Raw genomic sequence first — 25,401 nt, 5'->3', positions numbered from 1 at the left:
GATCTTCCGACCTCCTACCACCAACTTTGAACCTCGTCTGCTTTTATTCATGCAACTTATCCTTTGCGCTTTCAAGCGTTCAGCGTATCTTAGAAAGCGGTTAACGGCTCTTTTCGGAAAACGGTGAACCGCTCAACGGAGAACCAGTTTTCTTTCTCTTCCGACCTCCAACCACCATCCTCAAACCCCGGCCTTTACAACTCACAGCTTGCAACTTGGAACTGATCCTTTGCTCTTCCTACCCCCAACCTGCTACCCGCAACTCCGATCTTCATTCTTCGTCGGGATAGAAGGTTATCTTGGCTCCCAGTGTTCTCAATTTCTCCTGAAACCTCTCATACCCTCTGAAGAGATGGGTAACGTTGTTAATTATTGTTTCTCCATCGGCCGCCAGTCCTGCTATCACAAGTGCAGCGCCGGCTCTTATGTCAGGGGCTACGACCTCTGCTCCACTGAGTTTATCGACGCCGCATATGTTAGCGTGGCTACTCGATACTTTGATTCTTGCTCCCATTCGATTTAGTTCATCTACGTATCCAAATCTGTTTTCAAAGACGTTCTCTTCTATAACGGATGTGCCTTCGACCGTTGCCAGCACGGCAGTTATTATCGGCTGGAGGTCAGTAGGAAATCCAGGGTATGGTTCCGACGATATTCTTACCGGCTTCAGCGGTCCCTTCCAGAAGGCGTGCAAATAGTCTTGGCCTTTCTCTATACCTGCTCCCATCTCCTCAAGAATACTCAGGAGAGAAATCAGGTGGTCCGACCTTGTTCCGTGAATCTTCACGTCGCCTTTGGTGGCTATTGTTCCAAGGAGATAAGTGCCCGTTTCAATTCTGTCGGGAATAACCGAGTATTCCGATCCATGGAGATTTCTAACTCCGGTAATCTTTATGGTAGGTGTCGAGGCACCGGCAATCTGTGCGCCACACGCATTAAGGAAGTTCTGGAGATCCGATATTTCCGGCTCTCGGGCAGCATTCTCAATAGTTATCGTACTTCCCTCCATTAGAGCTGCCGTAGTCATGAGCTGCTCGGTTGCGCCAACACTGGGAAAGGGAAGCGCATAGACAATCTCTTTTTCAAAACTGTTGGGAATGACGGCCATGACGTCTCCATGTTCCTCCGTTATTCTGAAACCAAAGGCCTCGAGACCCTTCAGATGAAAGTCGACGGGACGCTGACCGATGTTGCAGCCACCGGGTTTTCCTACCTTTGCCCACCCGCAGATCATGGTAAGAGGGCCAATTATATTGAATGAGGCCCTCATTTTCTTTACAAGCTCATACGGAACGTTTCCCACTAGTATTTCCCCTGGCATTACCGTTACCGTCTCGTTTTCGAATGAGACTGTCTTTCCAATCTGCTGAAGTATGGAAATCATTGTTTGAACATCGCGCAGTTCAGGGACATTTTTTATTACTACCGGTTCTTCGATCATGACAGTCGCTGCCAGAATAGGCAAAACTGAATTCTTGGAGCCGCTTGCCTTTATCTCGCCTTTGAGACTTGTGTTTCCCATAACAACGAGCTGGCTCATAATAACCCTCCAATCATCTTATCGTGTGAGAAAGACTTGACCGCACTATTATTCTATCAGAGGAAGAGGTTGCAAGAATGTCCATAGAATTCAGAGACTTTATTGACGCATTGCCTTTTTGTACGTGCGAAGCCGTATTCTAAGCTCTGCAACTTCACCCGTACGATCGGGCATGAACTCTCCCGCGCTTGACGGATCAGGTTCGCTCTGGCTGATCAGGAATCCTTCCTCGGATATTGACATCTCTTGAGGAAGAAATGGTGGGGCCGGTTCCAAGTCTTCTTCTGGGAATCCTCCGCAAGGTATCTTTCTTATGAACGGCTTGCAGTCTTTTTTGAAGATATCCAGGTCGGACTTTTCCCAAATACTTCCCAACGATCCTTTCTGTTCTCAAGTGCATCGCTGGCTGGGGCCAAAATGATTGGGCTCATTCCCAGAAGTTTTTCGATCACCATTCTGGTGAAGATAGAAGTTGGTTTGCTGCCTTCATTGCTATTGGTAAGGATAGCCGCCGAAAGGTTTAGATCGAGAAGTATTATCAGCAAGGAAATCTGACCGTTGGCCCGGCATCTATGCTGCAGGACTTTGACGCCTTCAATCTCCTCAACGAACCATCCTAGAGCAACTCTGGAGGCCGGAGAAGCGTCGATTCTTCCCGTGGTCAGGGCCTCAAATGAGTCTTCACTTATGATTCCAGTCTTTTGGGGGACGATTCAGCAAAGTAAAATGCAGAATACTTAAGCAAATTCTCGGCGTTGGTAACGATTCCACCTGCCGGATGCAAAGCTCTGTCAATATGCCAAGGTTGTGCAACAAATATCTTCTCCTTCTTGACATGATGGCCGACGGCAAACCGTTCGGTAATGACCTATTCGGGAGAGAAACGGATCTTATCGAGATCGAGAGGTTTTGAAACCAATTCATTGATGGCTTATTCGAAGGGTTTTCCGGTAACCACTTCGATGACCCTGCCTGCGACATAGAAACCGGAATTGCAGTAGGAAAGAATCATTTCCGGGGGGATTGATCTGTGGAAGTGCCAATATGCTGTTAACCATGTTTCCCATAACATTTTTGCCAAAACGGAAATCCTTGAAGTAATCTCCCTTCCCCCGATGATTGTGTAAGAAGATGCCTCATTGTCAAACTCTTTTCGGCCTCTCCGTCCGAGAGCTTGAAGTTGGGTTAATAATCGCGTAAAGGTCTGTCAAGATCAAGTCTGCGGCAGTCTACCAATCTAATTACTGCAAGAACGCCGAACCTCTTAGTTATAGAGGTAATCTGGAAGAAAGTGTCCTCATTCACTTTCAGTGGATTGCTGAGGTTCGTGATGCCATAAGAGGCAGGATCGACAGTTTCTCCGAAGCGAATTCTACATGACAGGCCCGGTATCTTGCTTATGCAACAACCTCTTCCTGTTTGGCCACCATATTGGCAAAGCCGTTTCTCAAAGATTCATGAACACCTCCCTTAGGCATTATATCCGAAGTGTGTTTAAGGGAGACAATCTCTGGAATTACCGTTTGGTCTAATATAGAATTGCAGTGAGGTGACTAAAATGGCAAAGTTGAATCTGTCGGACTTGCTAATACCGATGAGCAAAAGGGTTAAGTTCGAAGAAAAGATAGGGCTCGTTCTTTCGGGGGGAGGAGCGCGTGGCGCTTATCAGATCGGAGTATGGAAGGCCTTGAAAGACTGTGGGATCGAAATTGGGGGAGTTTACGGAACCTCCGTTGGCGCGATAAATTCCATGGCTATTGCCATGGACAATTTCGAAGATGCAAGGCAACTGTGGCTGAAAATCGATTTTGACAAAGTTGTGAAAGACGGCCCCGACGGAAACCTAATCGAAAAAGCCCTCGCTGCCTTGAAGAGCCGTGGTTTCGATCCTGCACCTCTGAGAGAGAACTTTGGTCGACTTCTTAAAGAAGAATTAGTACGAAAGGCGAAAATCGATGTTGGAATCGTCACCTATTCTCTTAGCAATATGCAACCCAAGGAGCTATTCCTAGACGATATTCCAGAAGGAAAGTTAGAAGATTATATACTTGCCAGCGCAAATCATCCGGTCTTCAAGAGAGAAGAAATTGGTTCAGAGAAATTCATCGACGGAGGAATATACAGGAATATCCCTGTAAACATGGCTCTTAGCAGAGGCTTCAAAGAGATTATCATTGTGGATCTTGGTCCAAAGAGAATAAGGGATGTGCTTACCCTCACTTCGCTTAAGAGATTGGAGGAAGTAAAGTATCTGGTTATCAAGCCACGCGAGTTCTATGGAGACGTTCTCGATTTCGACCCTGATATCGCAAGAAACTTCATGAGAGAAGGATATCTTGATTGTCTAGATGAGCTGGGATATTTGAACGGCGAGGAGTACTTCGTCTTCGCCAAGCATGACGCAATTGCGCGTGCGCTGTTTTCTCTTCCTAAGAAGAAGAAAGAGGAGGCCAGGGCGATCTTCGGAGTTGAACCGTGGCAGAGCGAATCTACTCAACATTTCTATTACGGCCAGCTCATGCCGGTTCTTCAGGATCACTTTGGTATCTTCAATCCTGTTGAAACATGGGTACGACTGCTAGAAGACCTTGCGCGTTATCTTGAACTGGAGAGGCTTGATCTTTATTCCCTCTACAGCTTTACAAAGGAGATTCTCTCAAGTCGTAACGTTGGAGTTGAAGGAAGAAACTACAACGATATTTCCTGTGAAAGCATACTGAACTTCCTTGAATTTCTCGTGAAAAACTCGGATCTAGAAAGTCTTGAAGACCGTGAATTCAGTGTGTTTCGGGAAGGGTTCTTGTCATTAACCAATCTCAATGACTAGATGAAAAAGGTCCGGTTTTGCCGGACCTCACTAGCTTAAGGGTTTAGATCTAGTAGTTCTCAACGAAAAGTTCGAAGTAAGCCTTTGGGTGTTTACAAGCCGGGCACTGCTCCGGAGCTTCCTTAGCTTCGAGAATGTAGCCGCAGTTTCCACACTTCCAGAGAACCTTTTCTTCTCTCTTGAATACCTTACCGGTTTCGACGTTTTCCAGTAGTTTTAGATAACGGGCCTCGTGTCTGCTCTCTACTTTTGCTATTTGTCTGAAGCTATTAGCGACATCCAAGAAGCCTTCCTTTTCTGCGACATCGGCGAAAGTTGGGTAGAGTTTGGTCCATTCCTCATTTTCTCCAGCGGCGGCCGCCTTTAGGTTTTCTTTTGTTCCTCGTAGATCCACTGGATAGTCGGCGTCGACATGTACCATAACGGGTAATTCGTCTTTCATACCGTCGATAATGTGTTTGAAAAAGACTTCCGCATGTTCCTTCTCGTTGTCGGCGGTTTCCTTGAAGATTGCCGATATCTGTTCAAAGCCTTCTTTCTTCGCCACAGATGCATAGAAAGTGTATCTGTTTCTAGCCTGTGATTCACCGGCAAATGCCTTCATAAGGTTTTCAACAGTCTCTGAGCCTTTGAGATTCACAATTTCACCCCCGAATATTGGATGAGGTACCGAGTATTGATAGTTGATTGATGACCTGACGAAGAGCTTTTTCAAAACAATTATAGTACAGATTTGATTACAATCACGAATTTCTCTAAAAATGATGAGTTAAAGGTTTCTGTTCATAGCGGCCTATTCCGATTTCTCGTCTTTGTTATTCAGGCTTTCATTAAATTCCTTAGAGGAGTCGATCCCGAAGTTCTCGTCTTCGACATTGCCAGAGGGTTCTACATGGACATGGACATCGTAGACATTTTTGTGATCTTCTTTTATAGAGGCCTCGACTTTTTTTGCAAGAGAATGTGCCTTCTTTACCGACATATCCGGGTCTACTTCAATATCTAGATCTACGAGGTACTTATAACCCATTTTTCTCACTCTGACTTTATGAGGATTTTGAACACCCTGAACCCTTTCTATCGAATCGAAAACTACCTTGTAAATGTCGTCTCCAGGTTTGAGCCCGTCCATCAGCTCGTAATTGGTCTCCCAAAAGACCTCTATGGAGGTCTTGATTACCAGAGCAGATACTGCCAACCCTACGATCGAATCCACTATCTGCAGGCCAGTAATTCCCACGAAGATCGAGCCTCCCAGTACAGATAGCGAGATGACGATGTCCAGTTTCATGTTCGTTGCATCGGCTATGAAGACCGATGAATCAATCTTCTTTCCTATTCCCAGCTTATAACGATATAGAAAATACTTCGCAGCAGAGGAGATGGCTGCCACCACAATTACCAGAGCGATATTCTCAACAGAGGATCCACCGCTGAAGAGCTTCTGAATGGAACTAACGGCCAGTTGTGCTCCGGCAAAGAAAATAACCATGGATACGATTTTTGAGGCAACGGCGTCTGCCCTTTCGTGACCGTACGGGTGCTGCGCATCAGGCGGCTTGTTTGATACGGATGTAGAGATCCAGGTAATAACCGAGGTCAAAATATCCGTAGTCGAATCTACTCCGTCGGCCAAAATAGCCATACTTCCGGTGAAGAAACCGGTAAGAACCTTCAGCACCGCGAGCGCTGCATTTCCGGTCACCCCTATTATTGAGCCTCTTCTTGAAAGCACCATTCTGTCTTCGGTCATTCAGTCACCTCGATTGCGCTCGAGAAACCTCCAAGGTATCTCTTGCCGCGATACCTACCCAAAGAGCCGTTGATGATCTGAAGATTAGAAACGTCTTCTAAAGCGACACGTCTTTTCCCGAGATTGTGATAAATGTACGCGCTCCGGCTTTCTCCAACGACTCTTAAGATTACCAGGTTTTCTCTTCGTTTCAAGCCTCTCATAGTTGCCAACCTCAGCCAGGAGTTGTTCTTCCTGAATTCAAGTATAGCCCTGAATCTCTCGAAGTAGCTCCCATCTACAGCTTTTTGTGCTTCCAGAGACCTGCCGCTGTGAGGATGATTCTTCCCGAGCGCTTTCCATTCGGTTTGACCTGGACCGTAGCCGTTCTCGAACCACAGGAAGGGTTCAAGTTGCTCTTCGTTGAAATACGTATTGTAGACCCCTTCCATTCCAAGTTCTTCGCCATAATAGAAGAATGGCACTCCGGGAAGAGACAACAAGACCGACATTGCCAGAAGAGAGAGTTTCTCGTCACCGTCCATAACCGATACGAGACGACTCATGTCATGATTTGTCAGGAAAACTCCAGACTCATAGCTACGCTTCGACCTGAAAGATCTATTGAGATCAGTCCTCAAAGACTTCACTAGGAGTTCTGGGTCTCTTGTCGCAACGGAAGTTTTCAGGTCCTCGGCAAGGGGGAAATTGAATCCAATTCCAAAGATCGCGGAGTACAGGTCTACTATTTGCGCATCGTCCCACACTTCACTCACAAATATCGAATTTGGAGAAATCGATCTGCAGTGTGCCGTCATCTCCTTCCAGAAAGCGATGTTTCTGCTGTGCTGGTACTCGCAGATGCCTTTTTCAAGAGAAAAATCGAAAATGTGCTTTGCAGCATCGAATCGGAATCCATCGAATCCTACGGATAACCAGAATGTAAGGACCTCCTTCATCTGTTGCCACAGGGAAGAAGACTCATAGTTGAGATCAGGACTTCCAGGTCCGAACAATGTGTAGACCCACTGTCCCGAGTAGTTTGTCCATACCTGCTCTCCGTCCCAATGTCTCCTAGCCTTCAGCCACTGTTCGTCTTTCAGAAAGAGATACCAGTCTCTGTATGGTTTTTCTCCATTCAAGGCCTTCAAGAACCATTCATGATTTGGAGAGGTGTGATTCATCGGAAGATCCAGTATGACCTTCAAATCTAGTTTGTGCGCTGATGCCAGAAAGTTTCTCAAATCCTTAAGAGTTCCATAGATTGGGTTGACACTAAAGAAATCGATGACACTGTAGCCATGGTAAGATGGCGAATGAAGAATCGGCAAAAGCCAGATTCCTTCAATACCTAAATTTGCAAGATAGTCGAGCTTCCGCTCGGCTCCGATAAAATCACCAATTCCATCGCCATTGCCGTCACAGAATGACCTCAGATAGAGTTCGTAAAACACTCGAATCCCTCCCGAATTAGTCGGCCGAGTAATTGGACTGACTTACGAGAACTATTGTTTCCCCTTGAATCATAGATCTTACCATAGTTATCGGACAGTGCATTGTGTTAAAATCTTCTCTGTTCCGGGAGGTGTGGCTAGATGCTGATAAAGGAAATTCTGAGTAAAGGTGAACAGATGAATGCAAGCGACATACACTTAACCTCAGGTGAAAACGTCATATACAGGGTCGATGGTGAGTTGATTCAAGACAAACTGTTGACCGACGAAATAATGATGAAGAAGATAACGACAGAACTTCAAGAGATATCTGAGATTAAGTTACAGGATTCGGAAAGTAAGGAGATTGACTTTTCTTTTGGGTTCAGCTCTTTAAGGGTAAGAGGAAACTACTTCTATTCAAATAAGCTTCCCGTAGTCGCTCTGAGGTTAATCCCGAAAACAATCAAGACTCTTGAAGATCTGGGTTATCCGCCGTTGTTCAAGGAATTCTGTAAACCAGATAAGGGCCTCGTGCTTGTTGCAGGACCGACCGGAAGTGGAAAATCGACTACTCTTGCCGCAATGCTTGAAAACATCAACAGAACGAGACATGTTCATTTGATCACCATAGAAGATCCAGTAGAATACGTTTTCGAACCAAAAAATGCCCTGATCCATCAGAGGGAACTTGGATCGGATACGAAATCTTTTTATAATGGACTGAAATATGCATTGAGGCAGGACCCCGATGTCATTCTAGTTGGAGAGATGAGAGATAGCGAAACGATGGAACTTGCCATGACTGCTGCTGAGACAGGCCATCTTGTATTCTCGACAATCCATACAAATTCCGCCGCTACCACACCCGAAAGAATAGTGGGAGTCTTTCCGCCTCATCAGCAGAACCAGGTAGCTATGCAGCTTGCCAATACTCTGCTGGCGGTAATATACCAAAGATTGCTCAGGAGGAGGGACGGTAAAGGAAGAATCGCGGTTATCGAGATAATGGTAGTGAACCAGGCTATCCGAAATCTTATAAGGGAGCAGAAATTCCACCAAATAGAATCTATGATGCAGGCCGGGATAAAGTATGGAATGGTCACCTTTGATGATGCGTTGATGGATGTTTTCAAAAAGGGAATAATCGACAAGGACCAGCTTCAGGATTACGCAAGGGACCCCAATGCAATGCTCAGGAGGGCCTTCTAATGGATTTAGGCAAGATAATGGAAGTCTTCAGGGAGAGATTCAAGGAGGTCGAGAAGGAACTCTCAAAACCCGAAGTTGCTTCAGACCCGGACAAGCTTATGGAATACGGGAAGAAACATGCAGAGCTCTCTGAGATCATTAATCTTTATAGCGAAATAGACTCGATGAAGGGCGAACTTGAGGAATGGCATGAAATGAAGGCTACCGCAGAAGAGAACGAACAGGAAGTGATCGCGAATACAATATCCGATCTCGAGAACAGAATCGCAAGAAAGGAGCTTAATCTAAAGGGACTTCTCGTCCCCGATCTAGCAGATGAGAGGAATATTATTATTGAGATAAGGGCCGGTACAGGTGGAGAAGAAGCTGCATTGTTCGCTGCCGATCTCTTCCGAATGTACACCAGATATGCAGAACGAAACAACTGGAAATCGGAGATAATCGATTCAAATGAGACGGATATCGGTGGATTCAAGGAAGTCATCTTTCAGATAAGAGGCAGAAGCGTATTCAGTAAACTGAAGTATGAAAGCGGAGTCCACAGAGTCCAGAGAGTGCCGACGACTGAATCGGGGGGAAGAATCCACACGTCTACTGCGACGGTAGCGGTGCTTCCAGAAGTAAGCGAAACAGAGGTCAAAATCGACCCTGCCGATCTCAGAATCGACACGTATCGCTCTTCAGGCGCCGGAGGCCAGCACGTAAACAAGACCGATTCCGCCGTAAGGATAGTCCATGAGCCTACAGGGATAGTAGTTGCCGTGCAGAAAGAGAGATCTCAGCATCAGAATAAAGCTAGAGCGCTCGAGATTCTACGTGCAAGGCTGTATGAAATGTACAGTTCTAAAGCAGAGAATGAGATTACTGAGGCAAGAAGGACGCAAATCGGTACCGGTGAACGAAGCGAAAAGATAAGAACTTACAACTTCCCTCAAAACAGGGTAACTGATCACAGGATAAATTTTACAAGCTACAGACTTCTTTATGTGATGGACGGAGATCTCGACGAGCTCGTGACGGAACTTTCCGCTGCAGATATAAACAAGCGGCTGGAATTACTTCACAAGAAACTGATCGGTTAAAACAACTTCAGTTCCAATGGAGAATCGAATGAAAAGCAAAAAGCCTTTAAAGACAAATGCCACTAGAATCTTGGATGGGCTTGGGATTGAATATGAGATTCTAGAATACGAAGTCGACGAACACGATCTGAGTGCCGAGAATGTTGCATCGAAGCTGGGCTTGTCACCTTCGCGAACCGTGAAAACTATTGTCTTGAAGGGTGACAGAAGCGGGGTTTTTGTCTGTTGTCTCGGCGGTCATAGAGAGATCGATATGAAGAAGCTTCCAGAGATCACGGGTGACGGGAATATCGAGACGGTTCCTTCAGAAAGTCTCCTGACGCTTACAGGATATGTCAGGGGAGGAGTTTCGCCTCTCGGGATGAAGAAGAGCTTCAAGATTCTCGTTGATAAAGGAGTTTTGAATGAAGAAAGGATATCCGTGAGTGCTGGCAAACGAGGTCTTCAGATCTGGTTGAGACCGACTGACCTTGTCTGCGCAACTAATGCCAGTGTTGTCTCCTTTTCCAAAGAAAAGCATCAGACGTTGTAATGGTATCCGAACAATGCTTCTTCAAATCTTGAAAAGTATTACAAGGACCGAAACCAAACCAAAGAAAAGCGCCAACAACAACAAAACAGTAGTAATTTCCAAATCATTTCTCTCCCTTCGGATTTCTGTCAATCAATTCTACAATTTCGCAGGTGCTCACAGAAGGGGTTAAGATTGATCTGTTTTGCAAGTAATGAAAGGCATTGTAAAATTGAATACAAAGGACGGTGATAAAATGTATATCCGCTCTGGTGATCCGGTGAGAACAATAATAAAAATTGTCGGTGGAATAGTGTATGTTGTTGGAATAGGTTTGATAATATTCAGTTTTGCCAGTTTCTTTCTTGCTCCTTACTTGAGTCTGGTCTTCGGTGGCGTGATTGTGTTTCTGGTATTGGGTTTCATTGCGACGACACTGGGGAGAATGCTTCTTGCAATGGCGAAGACAAAGAGCTTCTCCGGCCCCGTAAGTGAACAGGAACCGGTTAGCGGTCGAGAACTTAAGGAAGATATGACCTATGACTACACATTTGTCTCAGACAGAGAAGCGAGAATTGAGAAGACCAAGAGCAAGAGTTATTCCAGATGTCCCGAATGCGGTGCGGAGAATGAGGACAATGCAACCAAATGCTCGAACTGCGGCGCTTCTCTTGTAGGTTACAAGAAATGCAGTCTTTGCTACATGCTGAATAAGAAAGAGAATCGCTTCTGCAAGAACTGCGGACACGATTTCACGCTTGACTGAGTTAAGAGAGCAAGTCACACTGTCGGGCATAAGAGCCGTCATTTGAGAAAACGGTTCTTCGTTCTGACGCTACGCGTCCAGGTTCTTGGTTCTTCGATGATGGATTCCGTCATCTGAACTTTTTTCAGCATCTAGATCCAAAGATCCGCTGTACGCTTAAGAGAAAGAACCCGCTGATCGCTGCAAAGAGCCGTTCTTGGTCCTTCCCCCAGATCATGGACCCGTCCTTCGAAGAGCAGTTGTAAGTTATCTGTTCCAAGTTGCAAGAATAAATGACGAGGTTCGGGGTTGGTGTTTGCGGGTTTGTAAGAGCAAAATATCAGTTCCAAGTTGCAGGTTAAAGACCCTAAAGCAAAAACACCACAGCACGTCATCTGAACTTGTTTCAGCATCTCGATCCCGAGAGCCGCTGATCGCTGTGAAGACAACGTTGTCCGTCAACGGTCCTCCGTCCCCCGTCGAGAGCATCAAAACCAGATCCCGAAACAAGTTCGGGATGACCCTGAACAGAGACCCCAAACAGGAGTGTTTTGGTGCAGGCTTCAGGGCAGACTCATTGGGGCAGGCTTCAGGGTAAGCTCTACGGAATTACGGCATGGAGATATTGCGGGATGGAACAACATGTTTTCTGGGCAGGATACTCGCACTTTTGGTCATCCTGACAAGCTCTTGGTCAGGATCTCCGTGAATAATGGTACAGAATCCAAGAATCAGTTAATCCCCGCGCTTGCTATTGAAGATGAAGAAAGAGATCCCGTGTAGAGTCATCACGGGATGACCGAAGAGGGGCTCATTGGGGCAGATTTTCAGGGCAGGCTCAGTGGGATGACAACTTACGGTTATTGCGAAAAGGCTAGATTCCGTCATTCCGACAAAGCTCCTGGTCGGAATCTGGATAGTATTGCTTCATTGCTCTAACGAAGAACGAAGAACTTGGACGCGGAGCGTCGGAACGAAGAACTAATTTTTTATTCGGCGAACGGAGAACCATTTAGCGGCAGACCAGTTTCACTCTTCTCTTTTTCAAATCAACCCGCAAGCTGCAATCACGTTTCCCAAAAGCCCAGATCCTGAACAGGAGCGCTTCAGGATGACGAAATAAGTTGTTTCTGATCAGATGGCTTTGAATTGCTTCTTGAGGACTGGGTCAATCTCTTTTTTGCTCCTGACCAACCCCCAACCTGCTACCCGCACCCCCGGTCTTCACAAGAGACAACCCCTTCGACATTGATCTCTAAAGTAGAATTCTTCCAGATTATTGTATAATTTGATTAATGTAAACATTATCTCTTTCTTCATTAGTATTTGCCATTTGGGCGGTGATGCTACGAATGTCTTCAAACATATTTGTTGTAACCGGTATGTCCGGAGCCGGAAAGTCATCGGCAATCGATGTACTTGAAGATTTCGGGTTCTTTTGTATGGACAATGTTCCACCTTCAATAATCGAGGAACTTGTAAACATTATCGGTGCACAAGAAATCGATAAGAGTGCGGTTGTTATCGATATCCGTACGGCCAAGAAGTTTGGTGGTATTGAAAGAGTTAATCAAAGCCTAAAATCACTGAAGCAAAAAGGACTGGGTATTGTTTCAATATTCCTCGATGCAGAAGATGATGTACTTTACTACAGATACCAGAAGACCCGTAGAGCCCATCCCCTGCAGGAAGAGACAGGTCTTGAAGAAGCAATTCAGAAGGAAAGAAGCATTATGGATCCATTCAAAAAGAACTGTGATCATGTGATAGATACGTCAAGAATGGATATGAAAGAAATGAAGGAGGCAATCGTCTCTATTATCAGAGGGAAGGGTTACAAACTGCCTCCGATGAGGGTTGAGATAGAGAGTTTCTCGTACAGTGAAGGGATTCCTCACGATGCTAACCTGATCTTCGATGTGAGATTCCTTCCTAACCCATACTATTATGAGGATCTCATTGAACTGACAGGAATGGACAAGAAAGTTAAGGATTATCTGGAGACCTACCCTGAGATAGAAACCTACTTCTCGACTGTTTTGAAACTCTGCAGGATGACGATTGAAGGTTTCGCCGGAAGCGGCAGAAACTTCATGAAGATAGCTATTGGCTGCACGGGCGGCAAACACAGATCTGTCTATATTGCAGATCGTCTGTTCGAGGAGCTCAAGACTGACAATTTAAGGCTCTCGCTTGATCATAGAGAGCAAAAGGTTCACAAAGACAATTCATGATCCATACTTTTTCATCTCTTAGCGGTGTCTTATGAGGTTGAGGGACATCAAGGTGTTTTATTTCTTATGAAAAGCTTTAGGTAATGGAGTTTAATCTCAGGAGGCGACAAAATTCCTGTGCTCCATCTTACAGATCCTTCTGATAGTATTCCTGCCCATTGCCGCACAGCCGTAGAGATTTGTTCCACCTATGGAGTGTCCTATCACAAAGAAGTTCTTGAGGCTTTTCAGCGTCATCGGTTTGTTGAGAAATCCTTTGAGGGTGTCTCTCAATCGAAAATCCTCTTTACTTCCGTATCCCCGGGCGTTTGACGTGAATCTCTCTGTGGTAATAGGTGTTGCCACATCGGTCGCTTCGACGGCTTCTCCGATACCGGGAATGAATCTTTCAATGGCCTCGATTGTTCGACTGGCGATTATCGCCTTCTCTTCCTCATATTTCTTCTGATCCTTCGATAGCTCTTCCCAGTAAGAATAGTAGGTATCATACATCGCTTTAATACTGGTCTTTCCTTTCGGTGCCAGTTTCTTGTCATAGCTGTAGTTAAGAAGGTTGATTATAGAGCAGTTGTCGCCTGCAATTTCGATTGGTTCGTCAAGGAAGAAGGAAATGGTGTTCGGTTTGTCTGAAAGGTCCATGTTCACACCGAAAGATACATGCAAACCCATCATCATCCTGTCAATCGGCTTCGAATACATCGAGCGCAGCCGATCGGTGAGGTGCCGTTCATCTATCATTTTCATGAAAGTGTCATAACCGTACGCGTCTGAAATTACATAATTGGCGGAGATCTCCGTACCATTTTCAAGTCTCACTCCGACAGCCTTTCCACTATCTTCTATGATTCTCTCCACGGAGGAGTTGTAAAGTATCTCGCCTCCAAGCGAAGAATATCTGTCTGCCACCGACTTTATGAATTCGGCCGAACCGCCGAGATATCGTCCGTATCTCTTTCCCACCGATCCCGCCATCACTCCTAGATTCAAAGTTAGTGGAATGTTTGCCCACCCGTACTGGATTACAGGAAAGAACTCTCTCAAAACAGGACTCTTGAACCTCTGCGCGAATGAAAGCATGGAGTATTTCGAAACCTTTCTATTCTTAATCAATACTGAGATATTCCTCAACCAGTCTCGGAAGCCCCAAAAGCCTACCTCCATCAGGTCAGTGTTGGAAAGCCTGCGTATAGCCCTTATGTAGTCTTCTATAAGCTCAGAATCCTCTGGTGAGATTCTCTTCATTTCGGCTTCAAGCTTTTCCAGATCGTAGAAGACTGTCAGTTCGTTACCCTTTTCGTCAACCGCCTTCACCAGTTCTTCGGGAAAGTAGATATCGGAAGGCATCGCTCCAATGTCTTTCCACATATTATTAAGTGGGGTGCCTGGCTTAAGCCCAGCAAGATGACGTATGCAGCCGTCAAATATATAATCACCCTTGTCCCACGATGTACAAAGTCCTCCCGGCTTATCGGCCTTTTCAAGTATCACCGATTCAAGACCATTCATCCGGGCATAACATCCTGCAGCAAGCCCCCCAATTCCACTACCTATAATTGCGATTTTCGACATTTGCACCACCTCGAGAATCAAAAAAACCGGAAACCCAATTCCTCTGCATTGTTGAAAAGTGAACTTATCGAAGCTCCCGGGGTTCAGGCCAATTCTACCACTCCAATTTGAACATGCTCGCTTTTCAGCGCTATTGGTGAATATTGACTCAGCGACCTCTGAAAATTATCTCCGTAGCTTAAGGTAGAATTGGTTGTTATGGAGGTGATCGGATTGACGAAGATGATTTGTGTGTTCTTAGTATTGATCCTTGCGGTGTCGATGATCGGTGTAGATTTCAGTGTGGGAGTGAAGATTCATGGCCATTTTGAGCCTTTTGTGGCCGTAAATTTTGATACATGGCTTCTTGGATTTCAGGTGAAGGCAGGAGTGATCTTTGCTACAGATTCGATCGTACTAGTTCCCGGTCTCTACCTCTACAAAGACATTGCTTCATGGAGAGTTCACGGTGGCGTCGAGGGTTTGATTCATCTTGGAGAGATGGAATGTCTAATGCTTGCCGGTGCCGGTGCTAGTTATGGATTTAAGACTGATTTCGGCAGAGTTCTCGTGGGTGGAGAACTGGGGCTTCCAATAAGCCTGCCTGGCGACTTCTTTGTTGACGCTACCATGAAGCTGGTGCCGACATTTCTCATTCAGCTTGAATTCTAGAACGAATCTACTGATACTATGAAATGTCTTCTCGAACTAATGTCCCGCTGGTCAGTTCATTTCAGCATTGGGATACTTCAAGAGCTTAGTAGGGGCCCATGGGACAAGATACATTTCAATATCATCAGTGCTGTGCCACCACAGTTTGACCCCTTCTATCTCTTTAGGGAATATGCCTTTGTCGAAATCAAAAACATATGAGGAGTGAAATTTGACATCTTTCTTTTCAGTGAAGACCTTTCCATTCTTATCATACGTGACAAAATCAAACAAGAGCATGCCGCTCTCATTCTTGTCAAGCTCCAGTATTACCATCTTTCCAAGCCTGTCTTCGTCAGTAAGGTAGACGAGAATATCGCCATCTTTGAGCATTCGTTTCTCATTCCTCGAGATATCGATTTTTTCTGTAGTAAGTTTTACACTTAGGTTTTCTACATCCATGAAGTTGATCGAGTAGAAATGATTTCTGTAAGCCTCAATCGTTGGATTTCTGGAAAGACAAGAGACTGCCAGCACAGTTACCAAAATGGCCGTTGCAATAGATCTCTTCATCTCTGAACACCTCTTTTGATCTTCTAGAATCTGTAACCTATCTTAAAGTCAAAGATCTTCCCGACCGTCTCGTTGAATTTCTGCAGAACAGTATCGACGCTTAGCTCTATGTAGTAACTGGGACTGAAGTTCATTCCAAACCCAAGTCTTAGAGGAGAAAAACCCAGCTGTAGCTGTTCGCCGAAAGCAAATGTGTGACCGATATCCCCCTTAAAATAGAAAACACCAAAATCGAGTTTCAATCCAATGTAACCATACCATGCAATTCCGGGAATTATTAATGAAGACTTCACTCCTGTATCTTCCGAAAGAGTGAACATGAGAAACGGAGTCGCCGCTCCAAGGTACAAAAGTCCTACATCATAGCGCAGGTCAATACCTAGCACATCTACTCCTACGAAGCCGGAAAGAGGAGTATTTGAAAGGGATTCGGTTTTGGCTGCGACATTTATCAATCCTAAAGAAAGATTTCCAAGTAATAAGGACCCGGCGAGCAATAGACACAGGACTAGAGAGACTTTCTTCATAGATCTCACCCCCTAAAGTTCATTGTACGTCCACTATGCAAGAAAAGAATCTGATTTTCAGACTGTTTGCTTCGCTGCTCGGGAATTCTACATAAAGCTCTAATACAATCATTCTCCCCGTTCGCTCTTGCCATTATCCCAGAGAAGAATTCTGGGATCTAAATAAGAGTAAATAATATCAACGACAATATTCACGAGCAGCATTACGGCAGCAATAAGAAGAACAAGGCCAGAGAGCGTGAGAACTTCAAAGCTTATTGCTGCTTCCGTAAGCAGCCGTCCGATGCCAGGCCTTGCAAAAATAGTCTCAACAAATGCGAGCCCTGCGAAAAGCGAAGCGAAGAGCTCTCCTCCCACTGTAACTACAGGAATAAGCGCATTCCTTCTTACGTGAGTCAGCATGATGGTCCTTTCGCTCACACCTCGTGATCTAGCAGCCCTTATGAAGTCTTTCTTCTTCACTTCCAGTGCAGTTGCCCGGCTTATCTGAAAGACATAAGCAGAATGTACAATGAACAGAGTCAAAACAGGTTGGATTAGATTGACTAGCTGAGCCAGCAGGATATCTAGACGTAGATTAAGTATTGAGTCGATTATCAAAGAGTTGCTGTAAGTGTTCCAGTCTTTGATAAGAGAAGTGGTCAGGTTGCCAATGGGAAGCCATCCGAATATTGTGAAACTGCCGACTAGAATGAGGAGCGCCATTACATAATCGGGAGTTGCCCATCCGATTATCGAAAGGAATCCGAATACTGAATCCGTAAATCCATCGGGATGCATTGCGGCCCTTATTCCAAGTCTCGAACCGAAGAGTATTATGGGAATCAGGGCCAGTATCAGTAGTTCGAGGCTTGCCGGAAGCCTTACAAGGATCGCTTCAGAGACTCTTGAGCCGGCAGTAAGAGAGTAACCCATATCGCCTCTGAGAGTGTTTCCGAACCACTTGAAGTACATAACTACTGCAGGCCTGTCAAGCCCGTACTTTTCAACTATCCTCTGCTCGGCGTTTGGTGATTTCGAGGCGTTCCCCGTCATATAGGCTCTAAGAAGGACATCAGGCCCCATAGACCAGATGACTGCAAAGACGACAAGCGTGACTACAAAGGCGACAAGCGGCAGGAACATAAGCCTTCTGATAATGAAAGTGGCCACATCGACCCTCCTAGTTTTGGAAAACAACTTATCAAAGAGTTGAACTGCAACTTCACATCTTTTCAGCTAAAGAACTTCCCGATAGATTAGAAGCGCAATTATGATTTTATCATCAAGGAGAGGGTGTTAGTATATTTAAAGCGCAGGACAGAAGTCCGTTGATATCACAAGTGGACTTATCCAAACAACCTCATTCTGAACTGGAAAGACAGTGACGGGAAAGCCTTAGAAAGAGTGAACGTCTAATCTTCATAGCCTGTATGTTTTGTTTCTAAAAACAGTAGAAAAAAGGGAGAGGTATCACCCCTCCCAGTTTCTAAAGGAGTCTAATCAGTCTGTTCGTACTATCCTGCTGACCCAGAACTTTATCGTCTCAAAGACCAGATCGACAATTATTACAATTGCCATCAAGAATAGAATCGCTACAAGGAGTGGATGATCTATACTTGAGGGATTCAAACTCAGATAGGATGCAATATCTGGTTTATAGTCTGGTGAAACGGCCAGAAAGAGAAAGACAAGGCCAAGAGTGTTCGATACGATTTTGCTGAACCGGGAGTAATTGAATATGTTGATTAAGTTGGATACTGAATCTATGACAAGCAGCCCAAAAGCAAGGAATAGCGCGAACTTGAATGAATCCAACGCGATTATCGCGATCTCCGTTAGCTCTCCGCCGCCCAAATAGAATGGTCCGTAAGTGAAAGCAAGAAAGGTTATCCCGGCCCCAACAAGAGAGCCTATTAGCGCTCCTATTCTCTTTCCCATTGAAGGTGTCTTTTCTGCTCTTATGAAATATGTGAAGTGGGGAAGCTTCGCAGTAGCCTTTGCCTGCGTCACGAAGTAAAGAATCAAGCTGACAAGTCCGAAGTCAAATATAAAAGTCACTGGAAGCTGTGAGAGAAGGCTTAGCAGATCGGTTCCCCTGAAATCAAAGATCGCGCCATTCTCGCCAAAAACAAAAGCGATAAGATGAAGTCCAAGATGAATTGCGAAAAGAATTCCGGTGTACATGAAGAGATAGTTCTTCAGATGAGGGGCGATGATCGGACCGCCTTCATAATACCTTGCCGCAACCTCTTCTGGTGAACCGTATTCCTTGATCGTCATCGCGACTGCAGTGTCATTAATTTCTCCATGTTCCCTCTCTGCTCTTTCCAGTACATGACTTTCAATCTCTCTTAGAATCTCATCCACTTTTTTTGGATTGGTTCCCGGTAAGAACGTTCGCACATCGTCAAGATACTTTTTCAGTCTTTCCATTTTCATTCCTCCCCAACGAAGCTTTTTAGAAGTTGTTCCTGCTCATTCCAAATTCTCAGCAATTCCTTTCTCACCTGTCGTCCAGTTTCCGATACGAAATAGTATTTCCTGGGTTTGTTCTCCTCAACTCTCCACTCGCTAGAAAGAATCTCCCTTTCTTCAAGTCTTCGTAGAAGAGGGTACAGGGTGTTCTCGTCGATTGAGAAGTTCCTTTCTCCGAGTGTTTTAACGATATCGTAGCCGTACATTGGTTCATCGAGCATAACCATGACTAAGAGTTGAATGAAGCCCCTGTTCATTTCCGTTGCCAGTTTTCCTATGTCCATAACATCACCTCTGTACTATGTTGATAATAGTATACAGTGTATCACACAGTACTATTATGACGTCATAATATAGTGTTGGTTAAAAATTCGTGAAGTGGGGGGCCGGGAATGTGCAATGTCTCATGGTGAAGAAAAAGACACCCTTGTTTCGTAGTTCAAGACCACAAATCCATCCTTGGATAAGACCTAAAGTTAAGCTGGTTTTGGTGGGACGCAAGGCTGGGCAAGAACATTTCAAGAAGTGATGCTGGGAAGAGCATCCCAGGAAGTGATGCCCGGAAAAGCGTCCGGGGAAGTGAGGCCGACTTCGTCGGGAAGTGATGCTCGCTGGCGAGACGAAGAATAAAACATTAGAAGCAGTGCGCCGGAAAGCATTGGCGTTCGCAATGCCCGCTTTGCGGGGAAAATACCGCTGAACGCTGTGAAGAACCGTTTTTCGTTAACCGTCCAAGATCGTGGACCCGTCCTTCGAAAGAGCCGTTGCAAATTGCCTAGAGTAAAAAAACGACAAATGCCGTCATCTGAAATTGTTTTAGCATCTCGATCCTTCAATAAGACGAGTCGAGAAAGAGCATTGTCGAGAGTTCACTGTGCTTGCCGAGAGGACGAGATTGATTATCGTTGTCCGTTATCGAGATCATTAACCAGATCCCGTATAGGAACCCTTAACAGGAGCACTTCAGGGCAGGCTCTACGGGATGACAATCTTAGGTGATTCTGTAGGGGCGAACGGCGGTTCGCCCGAAGAGGAAGCCCTCTCAAAGACGCAAGGCCTGTTTCGCGGGCAGAAGAGCCTCTTTAAAGAAACCGTTGAAGCCGAAGACTACGTTGTCCGTCAACGGTCCTCCTTCCTCCGAGAAGATTACCCGAAATGTGGGGACAGGTTTTCCGGTGTCTGTCCCCCCTAGTGCCCATCTTGCATTTGCTATTGGCTCTCACGAAGAACCATTCAACGGCCAACCAGTCCCTTTGCTCTATCCAACCCCCAACCCGCTATCCCCAACCACGGAAAGCACCAGATCCCGAAACAAATTCGGGATGACAGTGTTAGGCGATTACGAAAACGTCACATACTGTAATTCTGAACTTGATTCAGAATCTCTCGTTTTTTCACTTTGACCAAGAACGAAGAACGGGTTTTTTTCGGCGAACGGAGAACCATTCAACGGCCAACCAGTCCCTTTGCTCTATCCAACCCCCAACCCGCTATCCCCAACGACGGAAAGCACCAGATCCCGAAACAAGTTCGGGATGACAGTGTTAGGCGATTACGAAAACGTCACATACCGTCATCTGAACTTGATTCAGAATCTCTCGTTTTTTCACTTTGACCAAGAACGAAGAACGGGTTTTTTTCGGTGAACGGAGAACCATTCAACGGCCAACCAGTCCCTTTGCTCTATCCAACCCCCAACCCGCTATCCCCAACCACGGAAAGCACATCGAGTAGGAGAGGGGCGGAGCCCCTCGTCCTCTCACAGAACCGTGCGTACGGGCCGCGTACACGGCTCATGGATCAAGTATCGGAAATTTCGACAGGGGATGATGGTATTTTGTCATATCGACTAGGTTCATCTCTTCAAAGAACCTGTTGGGGATGGCGTAATTGGCTGCTTTTGAGTGAGAAGATCGCCATTTGTTCATTCTCATGTTGACTTTCTCTTTCCATCCGGTCCTTCTGAGAACTCTGTTCAGTTTCTTGGTGGTCTTCCACTGGTGTAGTATGATGGCTCTTAGCCTTCTCCTTATCCAGCTCAGAAGTCCCCTCAAAATGGATTGGAAATCCACTATCCTGAAATAGCTGGCGAATCCCCTCAACAGTGGATTGAGCTGTTTCACTATCTCCTTTACCGGCCTGCTCTGATTCCTTCTTGTAAGTTTCCTGACCTTTTCCTTGAATCTCTTCAATCTGGATTTCTCTATCCCCACTCTCTCGCCTTTATTTCGAAGCCAAGAAAGTGAAATCCATCTTCAAGTGTTGTGATTCTCGTCTTGTTTCTGTTGACCTTGAGCTTCATGTCAATCTCCAGTATGTTTATCGCGATTGCCAGAAACTCTCGGGCTTCTTCCTGGGTTTTCGAGAAGATCAGTATGTCGTCTGCGTATCTGACTATCCTTATTCCTCTGGCTTTCATCTTCTGATCGAATTCGTTCAGATAGATGTTAGCCAGCAGCGGGCTTATTACTCCTCCCTGTGGACTGCCAGTCTCTGTTGCCTTCCAGACTCCATCTTCCATTACTCCGCTCTTCAGTATTGCCCGTATGAGTTTGAGTATCTTTCCATCACTCACTCTCTCGGCTACGGAGTCTATTATCTTCTCATGATCCAGAGTGTCGAAACATTCACTGAGGTCAAGTTCCACTACATTACACAGTCCGTATTTGGATGCGAAGGCTTTCGCCTTCTCCACTGCCTGCCAGGCATTTCTTCCCTTTCTGTAACCGTAACTGGAGGGATGGAATCCTTCCTCGAATATCGGTTCGAGTACCTCCTTGAGAGATTGCTGTACAACCCTGTCTCTCACTGCAGGTATTCCCAATTGCCTCGTTTTACCGTCGGCTTTCGGGATCTCTACCCTCCTGAGTGACATGGGTTTGTATTCGCCTCTCTTGATTTCTCCGGATAGTCTCTCGATTTCTTCGGGAAGTTTCTCTGCGAATATCTCTACGGTTACTCCGTCTATACCGGGGGCTCCTCTGTTGGATTCTACCCTGCCATAGGCTTTTAAAAGGTTCTTCTCCGAATAGACTTTGTCGATTAGACTGTAATACTTCATCTCTTTCTCCTGTATGCTCTCTTCCAACGGTTGTAGTCTCAGATGTTATTGCGACAACTAATGACTGGCTTCTCTACCCTTTCGGGAATCTGTACCTTGTCTTTAACTGTCTAAGCTGAATCTCTTATCTGTCTTCCGATCACATTTCTTCGATCCTTCCCCCCTTCGCAAGTGATGGAGCCTTTCGACTTCCCCATCACCCCCTTGGCTTTTAGCCAAGGTCCCTTCCCCTTTCGGAGAGGTTCTTCACTACTACGGGTTCGTCTGCCATCCTCCTGAGCTTTCCGTTAACTTGGATCACCTCCTTGCTAACGGTTACCCCTTTCGGACTCATGAGGACTTCCCCGGGTAAGATACACCACTTTCATCCGAATCCTGCCATCCAAACCTTTACAGCTGGAGTCAGGGCTTTCCCTTATCTGGCAGGGTTACCCTACTGTAACGGCCATCCCTGGTTCACTTTCGTTCAGTTCCGGACTTTGCCTCGGGCTTCCTTCAGATTCACCGTTACCAGTGACACCCTTGCCTCTGGCTAATGCTTCTTTGACTCCCCGCATTCGGGTCTTTCACCCTATAGTTGTGTATCATGCCGGGCGCACCAGATCCCGAAACAAGTTCGGGATGACAGTGTTAGGCGATTACGAAAATGTCACATACCGTCATCTGAACTTGATTCAGAATCTCTCGTTTTTTCACTTTGACCAAGAACGAAGAACGGGTTTTTTTCGGTGAACGGAGAACCATTCAACGGCCAACCAGTCCCTTTGCTCTATCCAACCCCCAACCCGCTATCCCCAACCACGGAAAGCACCAGATCCCGAAACAAGTTCGGGATGACAGTGTTAGGCGATTACGAAAATGTCACATACCGTCATCTGAACTTGATTCAGAATCTCTCGTTTTTTCACTTTGACCAAGAACGAAGAACGGGTTTTTTTCGGTGAACGGAGAACCGCTCAACGGTCAACCAGTTTCTCTTGATTTTCCAACCCCCGACGCCGGTCTTACAACTCACAACTTGCATCTTGGAACTAATCTTGGTTTTCACATTCTCTTTTCGGCTATCGAAACATGAGCCAAGGTAAATGGACATTCCTCTGCACTAAGAACTACTTCCCAGTTCTTTCCTCCGTCTTTTGTGCGCAGTATCTTTCCGAATTGTGGGTATCCGGCCGATGAGCCGACAACCAACGCGTTACTCCTGTCGAGAGCATCTATTCCTAACAGAAAGGAATTGCTCGTTCCTGCCGGAGGCTGCTCCTCCCAACTTATTCCACTGTTTTCAGTAAGGATTATCGTATCGAAATCGCAGGCTGCCCAGTAAGTTGAACTATCCAGCATTACCAGAGAGTTCAGGTCTTTAGCGAAAAGAGGACCTCCCGTAACCCATTGTTTCCCACCATTCGCGGTTACCACATAATGGCCCTGGCCACCGTGGATAACTATGTGGTTTTCATCTGTGGCCTTTACACCTATCCATCCATTGTCATTGTAATTGTTTGGCAGTTCAATCTCTTCCCAGGTCTGGCCGCCGTCTTCGCTCTTCAGAACTATGCCGGCTCTGGGAGTTGATTTGTTTCCAACAGCATAAATCACGTCCTCGTTTATTGCATGGATTCCTTGAATAATATACTCTGAAGCCATTTCGGGGAGGTCGCATACTGTCCAGCTCCCACCGTAGTCATCAGAGAAGATTACAAGTCCTTCGTCACCGCTTACCCAAATTCTATCTTCAAAAATCGAAAGGAAAGAGAAAAAAGAATCAGTGGCAACTTCCGATACTCCAACTATCTCCCAGTCGGAGCCGCCGTTAGTCGTTTTCAGCAATAACCCGTCTGAACCGCAAGCCCAGACTCTATTCTGGTCTACGGAAAGAACGTCCTCCAAACTCTTACCTTCAGGCAGGGTGTCCATTGCCTGGCGTGTCCACGTTTCACCGGAATCGTCCGAGAAGTAAAGCATTGCGATTCCGTTTGAGTCTGTCTGCCCCACTACCCATGCGCGGTAATTCTTCACTTTGGGAAAGGGAATACAGCCGCCAATAACAAATGCAACCAATAGAAGACCCGTAACCCAGATCAGTCTTTTCATCTTCATAGTTTCCTCCTTTTTACCAGCTTCACAAGAGAAACGATCAATTCTCATTTAGAAAACATCGCGAGTTCTTTAGGCAAGGCTACTACTAGTAGATGTTGAAAGGAATCCAGCCAATTCGTCAGTACTGTTCTTCTGATAAAGAGGGCAATAAACTTCAACACTAAAATAATAACATCTGCAATTTCTGATAGAAGTTTTTTTTGAAGCTTGTTTCCGTGCCAGTTTATCATTAACTGTTTAACCGTCCTTATTGTTGTGCTTACACTGGGCCAAAAAGACGACATAAGTATTTTGGAGGGGGCAAGGTTGAGATTCGCTTTCCGTTGATTGAGCGAAGTCAAACCATAGACACACCTGATCGCTGGCCATTTTAAACTGGCGGAAAGAAGTGATTTGCTTGCTCTTTAACGCGACAAGTTGGACGGCTCTCATAATCTCCGTTAAGGTGGCTCTGCAACTTATCAATATGCTGTTCTAGAGATTCTGAAGCCGAGATTTGTGATGGCGTGATCTGGCAAACCCTTAGATCTCACATCGATACTGACACCGACGGGGCAGTCTATCCAGCTGCCACCTCTCTTAACTCTGTAAGCTGAGAAGCTGTCAACATATGGATTCGCTTCTTCTGAACAGGAGTAGTCTGTGTGATAATCGCTAACCCATTCCCAAACATTTCCCAACAGATCGAAGATTCCCAGTTCGTTTGGAGCTTTGGTTCCTACCGGATGGGTCAAGTTCTCTGAGTTAGATTTGTACCACGCTACCAGGTCAACTGAGTTTCCTACCAATCTTGTGTAGCCTTCACTCGTGTTACCGCCTCTCGCCGCAAATTCCCATTCAGCATCAGTCGGAAGCCTGAAACCCTCTACTTTGGAGGGATCGGTTGTTCTTTTGCCCCTTCCATCAAGCAGGTTGCCCTCGGAATCGTAGGCAAGGGGTATCCCCTGCTTATTGCTAAACCAGTTGCAATAAGCTATCGCATCCCACCAGCTCACGTTCATAACTGGTCTGGCGCCTTTTCCCCAACCGGAGTCGTCGGGAAGGATTCTTCCCGTTTCATCACAGAAAGCCTCATATTCTTCGAAGGTGACTTCAAACTTCCCGATGTAGAAATCGTAATTCAAATGAATTTGTCGAACCGGCTCATAATCAACGCCTTCCTCTCTCCATG

Annotated in this window: 22 protein-coding genes and 2 pseudogenes; 8 read left to right on the top strand and 16 right to left on the bottom strand. The window is 45.7% G+C overall.

Translation table 11 applies throughout. The features are described from left to right. Positions 1-271 precede the first annotated feature (271 nt). Positions 272-1,540, bottom strand: a complete 1,269-nt coding sequence (murA, locus tag THEBA_RS11955) for a UDP-N-acetylglucosamine 1-carboxyvinyltransferase (protein ID WP_014731761.1) — start codon at positions 1,538-1,540, stop codon at positions 272-274. A 417-nt stretch (positions 1,541-1,957) separates the two neighbouring features. On the opposite strand from murA, the gene THEBA_RS14460 reads away from it, so the two are divergent. Next, positions 1,958-2,095 carry a hypothetical protein gene (locus THEBA_RS14460; RefSeq protein WP_158309314.1) on the top strand — a complete coding sequence of 46 codons (138 nt, stop codon included), beginning with the start codon at positions 1,958-1,960 and terminating at the stop codon, positions 2,093-2,095. Positions 2,096-2,725: 630 nt separating this feature from the next. On the opposite strand, the gene THEBA_RS15015 is transcribed toward THEBA_RS14460, so the two are convergent. Next, positions 2,726-2,923 (bottom strand): serine hydrolase domain-containing protein, encoded by a 198-nt coding sequence (locus THEBA_RS15015; RefSeq protein WP_407656342.1) that lies wholly within the window; start codon positions 2,921-2,923, stop codon positions 2,726-2,728. A gap of 175 nt (positions 2,924-3,098) precedes the next feature. On the opposite strand from THEBA_RS15015, the gene THEBA_RS11945 reads away from it, so the two are divergent. Continuing rightward, positions 3,099-4,367, top strand: a complete 1,269-nt coding sequence (locus THEBA_RS11945) for a patatin-like phospholipase family protein (RefSeq protein WP_014731760.1) — start codon at positions 3,099-3,101, stop codon at positions 4,365-4,367. 49 nt (positions 4,368-4,416) lie between these two features. Here the strand turns inward: THEBA_RS11945 and rbr are convergent, their stop codons facing one another. The 3 genes from rbr to THEBA_RS11930 all read right to left on the bottom strand — a co-directional run bounded on the left by rbr (position 4,417) and on the right by THEBA_RS11930 (position 7,553). Next, positions 4,417-5,007, bottom strand: coding sequence for a rubrerythrin (rbr, locus tag THEBA_RS11940; protein WP_014731759.1), 591 nt, complete (start codon positions 5,005-5,007; stop codon positions 4,417-4,419). Between the two features lie 153 nt (positions 5,008-5,160). Continuing rightward, positions 5,161-6,120: a cation diffusion facilitator family transporter gene (locus tag THEBA_RS11935; protein WP_014731758.1), complete on the bottom strand. Its 960-nt coding sequence runs from the start codon at positions 6,118-6,120 to the stop codon at positions 5,161-5,163. Beyond that, positions 6,117-7,553: an alpha-amylase family glycosyl hydrolase gene (locus THEBA_RS11930; protein WP_014731757.1), complete on the bottom strand. Its 1,437-nt coding sequence runs from the start codon at positions 7,551-7,553 to the stop codon at positions 6,117-6,119. Before THEBA_RS11930 ends, THEBA_RS11935 begins: the two co-directional genes overlap by 4 nt. 141 nt (positions 7,554-7,694) lie before the next feature. Between THEBA_RS11930 and THEBA_RS11925 the strand changes: the two genes are divergently transcribed. From THEBA_RS11925 to rapZ, 5 genes are all read left to right on the top strand, one after another. Beyond that, positions 7,695-8,744: a type IV pilus twitching motility protein PilT gene (locus tag THEBA_RS11925; RefSeq protein ID WP_014731756.1), complete on the top strand. Its 1,050-nt coding sequence runs from the start codon at positions 7,695-7,697 to the stop codon at positions 8,742-8,744. Continuing rightward, positions 8,744-9,826, top strand: a complete 1,083-nt coding sequence (gene prfA, locus THEBA_RS11920) for a peptide chain release factor 1 (protein WP_014731755.1) — start codon at positions 8,744-8,746, stop codon at positions 9,824-9,826. Before THEBA_RS11925 ends, prfA begins: the two co-directional genes overlap by 1 nt. A 28-nt stretch (positions 9,827-9,854) precedes the next feature. Continuing rightward, the gene (ybaK, locus tag THEBA_RS11915; RefSeq protein WP_014731754.1) at positions 9,855-10,358 is read left to right on the top strand and encodes a Cys-tRNA(Pro) deacylase; all 504 of its coding nucleotides are present in this window, start codon (positions 9,855-9,857) and stop codon (positions 10,356-10,358) included. Positions 10,359-10,617: 259 nt separating this feature from the next. Next, positions 10,618-11,103, top strand: coding sequence for a zinc ribbon domain-containing protein (locus THEBA_RS11910; protein ID WP_236609162.1), 486 nt, complete (start codon positions 10,618-10,620; stop codon positions 11,101-11,103). Positions 11,104-12,434: 1,331 nt separating this feature from the next. Next, positions 12,435-13,316 (top strand): RNase adapter RapZ, encoded by an 882-nt coding sequence (rapZ, locus tag THEBA_RS11905; protein ID WP_014731752.1) that lies wholly within the window; start codon positions 12,435-12,437, stop codon positions 13,314-13,316. A gap of 96 nt (positions 13,317-13,412) precedes the next feature. On the opposite strand, the gene THEBA_RS11900 is transcribed toward rapZ, so the two are convergent. Continuing rightward, complete coding sequence (locus tag THEBA_RS11900) at positions 13,413-14,885, bottom strand: phytoene desaturase family protein (protein WP_014731751.1); 1,473 nt, start codon at positions 14,883-14,885, stop codon at positions 13,413-13,415. Positions 14,886-15,107: 222 nt separating this feature from the next. Between THEBA_RS11900 and THEBA_RS11895 the strand changes: the two genes are divergently transcribed. Continuing rightward, positions 15,108-15,536, top strand: a complete 429-nt coding sequence (locus THEBA_RS11895; protein ID WP_236609261.1) for a hypothetical protein — start codon at positions 15,108-15,110, stop codon at positions 15,534-15,536. A gap of 51 nt (positions 15,537-15,587) precedes the next feature. Here THEBA_RS11895 and THEBA_RS11890 read toward each other — a convergent pair whose 3' ends face one another. The 10 genes and pseudogenes from THEBA_RS11890 to THEBA_RS11850 form a co-directional block, all read right to left on the bottom strand. After that, positions 15,588-16,088 carry a hypothetical protein gene (locus THEBA_RS11890; RefSeq protein ID WP_014731749.1) on the bottom strand — a complete coding sequence of 167 codons (501 nt, stop codon included), beginning with the start codon at positions 16,086-16,088 and terminating at the stop codon, positions 15,588-15,590. Positions 16,089-16,111: 23 nt separating this feature from the next. Continuing rightward, positions 16,112-16,615, bottom strand: coding sequence for a hypothetical protein (locus tag THEBA_RS11885; protein WP_014731748.1), 504 nt, complete (start codon positions 16,613-16,615; stop codon positions 16,112-16,114). A 108-nt stretch (positions 16,616-16,723) separates the two neighbouring features. Continuing rightward, positions 16,724-17,767, bottom strand: coding sequence for an ABC transporter permease (locus tag THEBA_RS11880; protein WP_006489976.1), 1,044 nt, complete (start codon positions 17,765-17,767; stop codon positions 16,724-16,726). Positions 17,768-18,097: 330 nt separating this feature from the next. After that, positions 18,098-19,030, bottom strand: coding sequence for an HAAS signaling domain-containing protein (locus tag THEBA_RS11875; RefSeq protein WP_014731747.1), 933 nt, complete (start codon positions 19,028-19,030; stop codon positions 18,098-18,100). Positions 19,031-19,032: 2 nt separating this feature from the next. After that, the gene (locus THEBA_RS11870; RefSeq protein WP_006489979.1) at positions 19,033-19,356 is read right to left on the bottom strand and encodes a PadR family transcriptional regulator; all 324 of its coding nucleotides are present in this window, start codon (positions 19,354-19,356) and stop codon (positions 19,033-19,035) included. A gap of 1,509 nt (positions 19,357-20,865) precedes the next feature. Then, positions 20,866-22,133: pseudogene (ltrA, locus tag THEBA_RS11865) on the bottom strand (group II intron reverse transcriptase/maturase). 211 nt (positions 22,134-22,344) lie between these two features. Then, positions 22,345-22,467, bottom strand: a complete 123-nt coding sequence (locus THEBA_RS14870) for a hypothetical protein (RefSeq protein WP_006485555.1) — start codon at positions 22,465-22,467, stop codon at positions 22,345-22,347. A 94-nt stretch (positions 22,468-22,561) separates the two neighbouring features. Continuing rightward, positions 22,562-22,690 (bottom strand): hypothetical protein, encoded by a 129-nt coding sequence (locus THEBA_RS14865; RefSeq protein ID WP_006485539.1) that lies wholly within the window; start codon positions 22,688-22,690, stop codon positions 22,562-22,564. A 487-nt stretch (positions 22,691-23,177) separates the two neighbouring features. Continuing rightward, complete coding sequence (locus tag THEBA_RS11860; protein WP_014731746.1) at positions 23,178-24,230, bottom strand: YCF48-related protein; 1,053 nt, start codon at positions 24,228-24,230, stop codon at positions 23,178-23,180. A 461-nt stretch (positions 24,231-24,691) separates the two neighbouring features. Next, positions 24,692-25,363 (bottom strand): annotated as a pseudogene (locus THEBA_RS11850) (formylglycine-generating enzyme family protein); the annotation flags it as partial. Positions 25,364-25,401 lie beyond the last annotated feature (38 nt).

Origin of the sequence: Mesotoga prima MesG1.Ag.4.2 (assembly GCF_000147715.2) — a bacterium.
Lineage (GTDB): Bacteria > Thermotogota > Thermotogae > Petrotogales > Kosmotogaceae > Mesotoga > Mesotoga prima.
This window is presented reverse-complemented; position numbering and strand designations above follow the sequence as displayed.

Bases quoted from the DNA above. Each gene is read 5' to 3' on its own strand.
- murA (WP_014731761.1), bottom strand. From the start codon at position 1,540: ATGAGCCAGCTCGTTGTTATGGGAAACACAAGTCTCAAAGGCGAGATA.
- THEBA_RS14460 (WP_158309314.1), top strand. From the start codon at position 1,958: ATGATTGGGCTCATTCCCAGAAGTTTTTCGATCACCATTCTGGTGAAG.
- THEBA_RS11945 (WP_014731760.1), top strand. From the start codon at position 3,099: ATGGCAAAGTTGAATCTGTCGGACTTGCTAATACCGATGAGCAAAAGG.
- THEBA_RS11935 (WP_014731758.1), bottom strand. From the start codon at position 6,120: ATGACCGAAGACAGAATGGTGCTTTCAAGAAGAGGCTCAATAATAGGG.
- THEBA_RS11925 (WP_014731756.1), top strand. From the start codon at position 7,695: ATGCTGATAAAGGAAATTCTGAGTAAAGGTGAACAGATGAATGCAAGC.
- prfA (WP_014731755.1), top strand. From the start codon at position 8,744: ATGGATTTAGGCAAGATAATGGAAGTCTTCAGGGAGAGATTCAAGGAG.
- ybaK (WP_014731754.1), top strand. From the start codon at position 9,855: ATGAAAAGCAAAAAGCCTTTAAAGACAAATGCCACTAGAATCTTGGAT.
- rapZ (WP_014731752.1), top strand. From the start codon at position 12,435: ATGTCTTCAAACATATTTGTTGTAACCGGTATGTCCGGAGCCGGAAAG.
- THEBA_RS11900 (WP_014731751.1), bottom strand. From the start codon at position 14,885: ATGTCGAAAATCGCAATTATAGGTAGTGGAATTGGGGGGCTTGCTGCA.
- THEBA_RS11895 (WP_236609261.1), top strand. From the start codon at position 15,108: ATGATTTGTGTGTTCTTAGTATTGATCCTTGCGGTGTCGATGATCGGT.
- THEBA_RS11890 (WP_014731749.1), bottom strand. From the start codon at position 16,088: ATGAAGAGATCTATTGCAACGGCCATTTTGGTAACTGTGCTGGCAGTC.
- THEBA_RS11885 (WP_014731748.1), bottom strand. From the start codon at position 16,615: ATGAAGAAAGTCTCTCTAGTCCTGTGTCTATTGCTCGCCGGGTCCTTA.
- THEBA_RS11875 (WP_014731747.1), bottom strand. From the start codon at position 19,030: ATGGAAAGACTGAAAAAGTATCTTGACGATGTGCGAACGTTCTTACCG.
- THEBA_RS11870 (WP_006489979.1), bottom strand. From the start codon at position 19,356: ATGGACATAGGAAAACTGGCAACGGAAATGAACAGGGGCTTCATTCAA.
- THEBA_RS14870 (WP_006485555.1), bottom strand. From the start codon at position 22,467: ATGAGTCCGAAAGGGGTAACCGTTAGCAAGGAGGTGATCCAAGTTAAC.
- THEBA_RS14865 (WP_006485539.1), bottom strand. From the start codon at position 22,690: ATGCGGGGAGTCAAAGAAGCATTAGCCAGAGGCAAGGGTGTCACTGGT.
- THEBA_RS11860 (WP_014731746.1), bottom strand. From the start codon at position 24,230: ATGAAGATGAAAAGACTGATCTGGGTTACGGGTCTTCTATTGGTTGCA.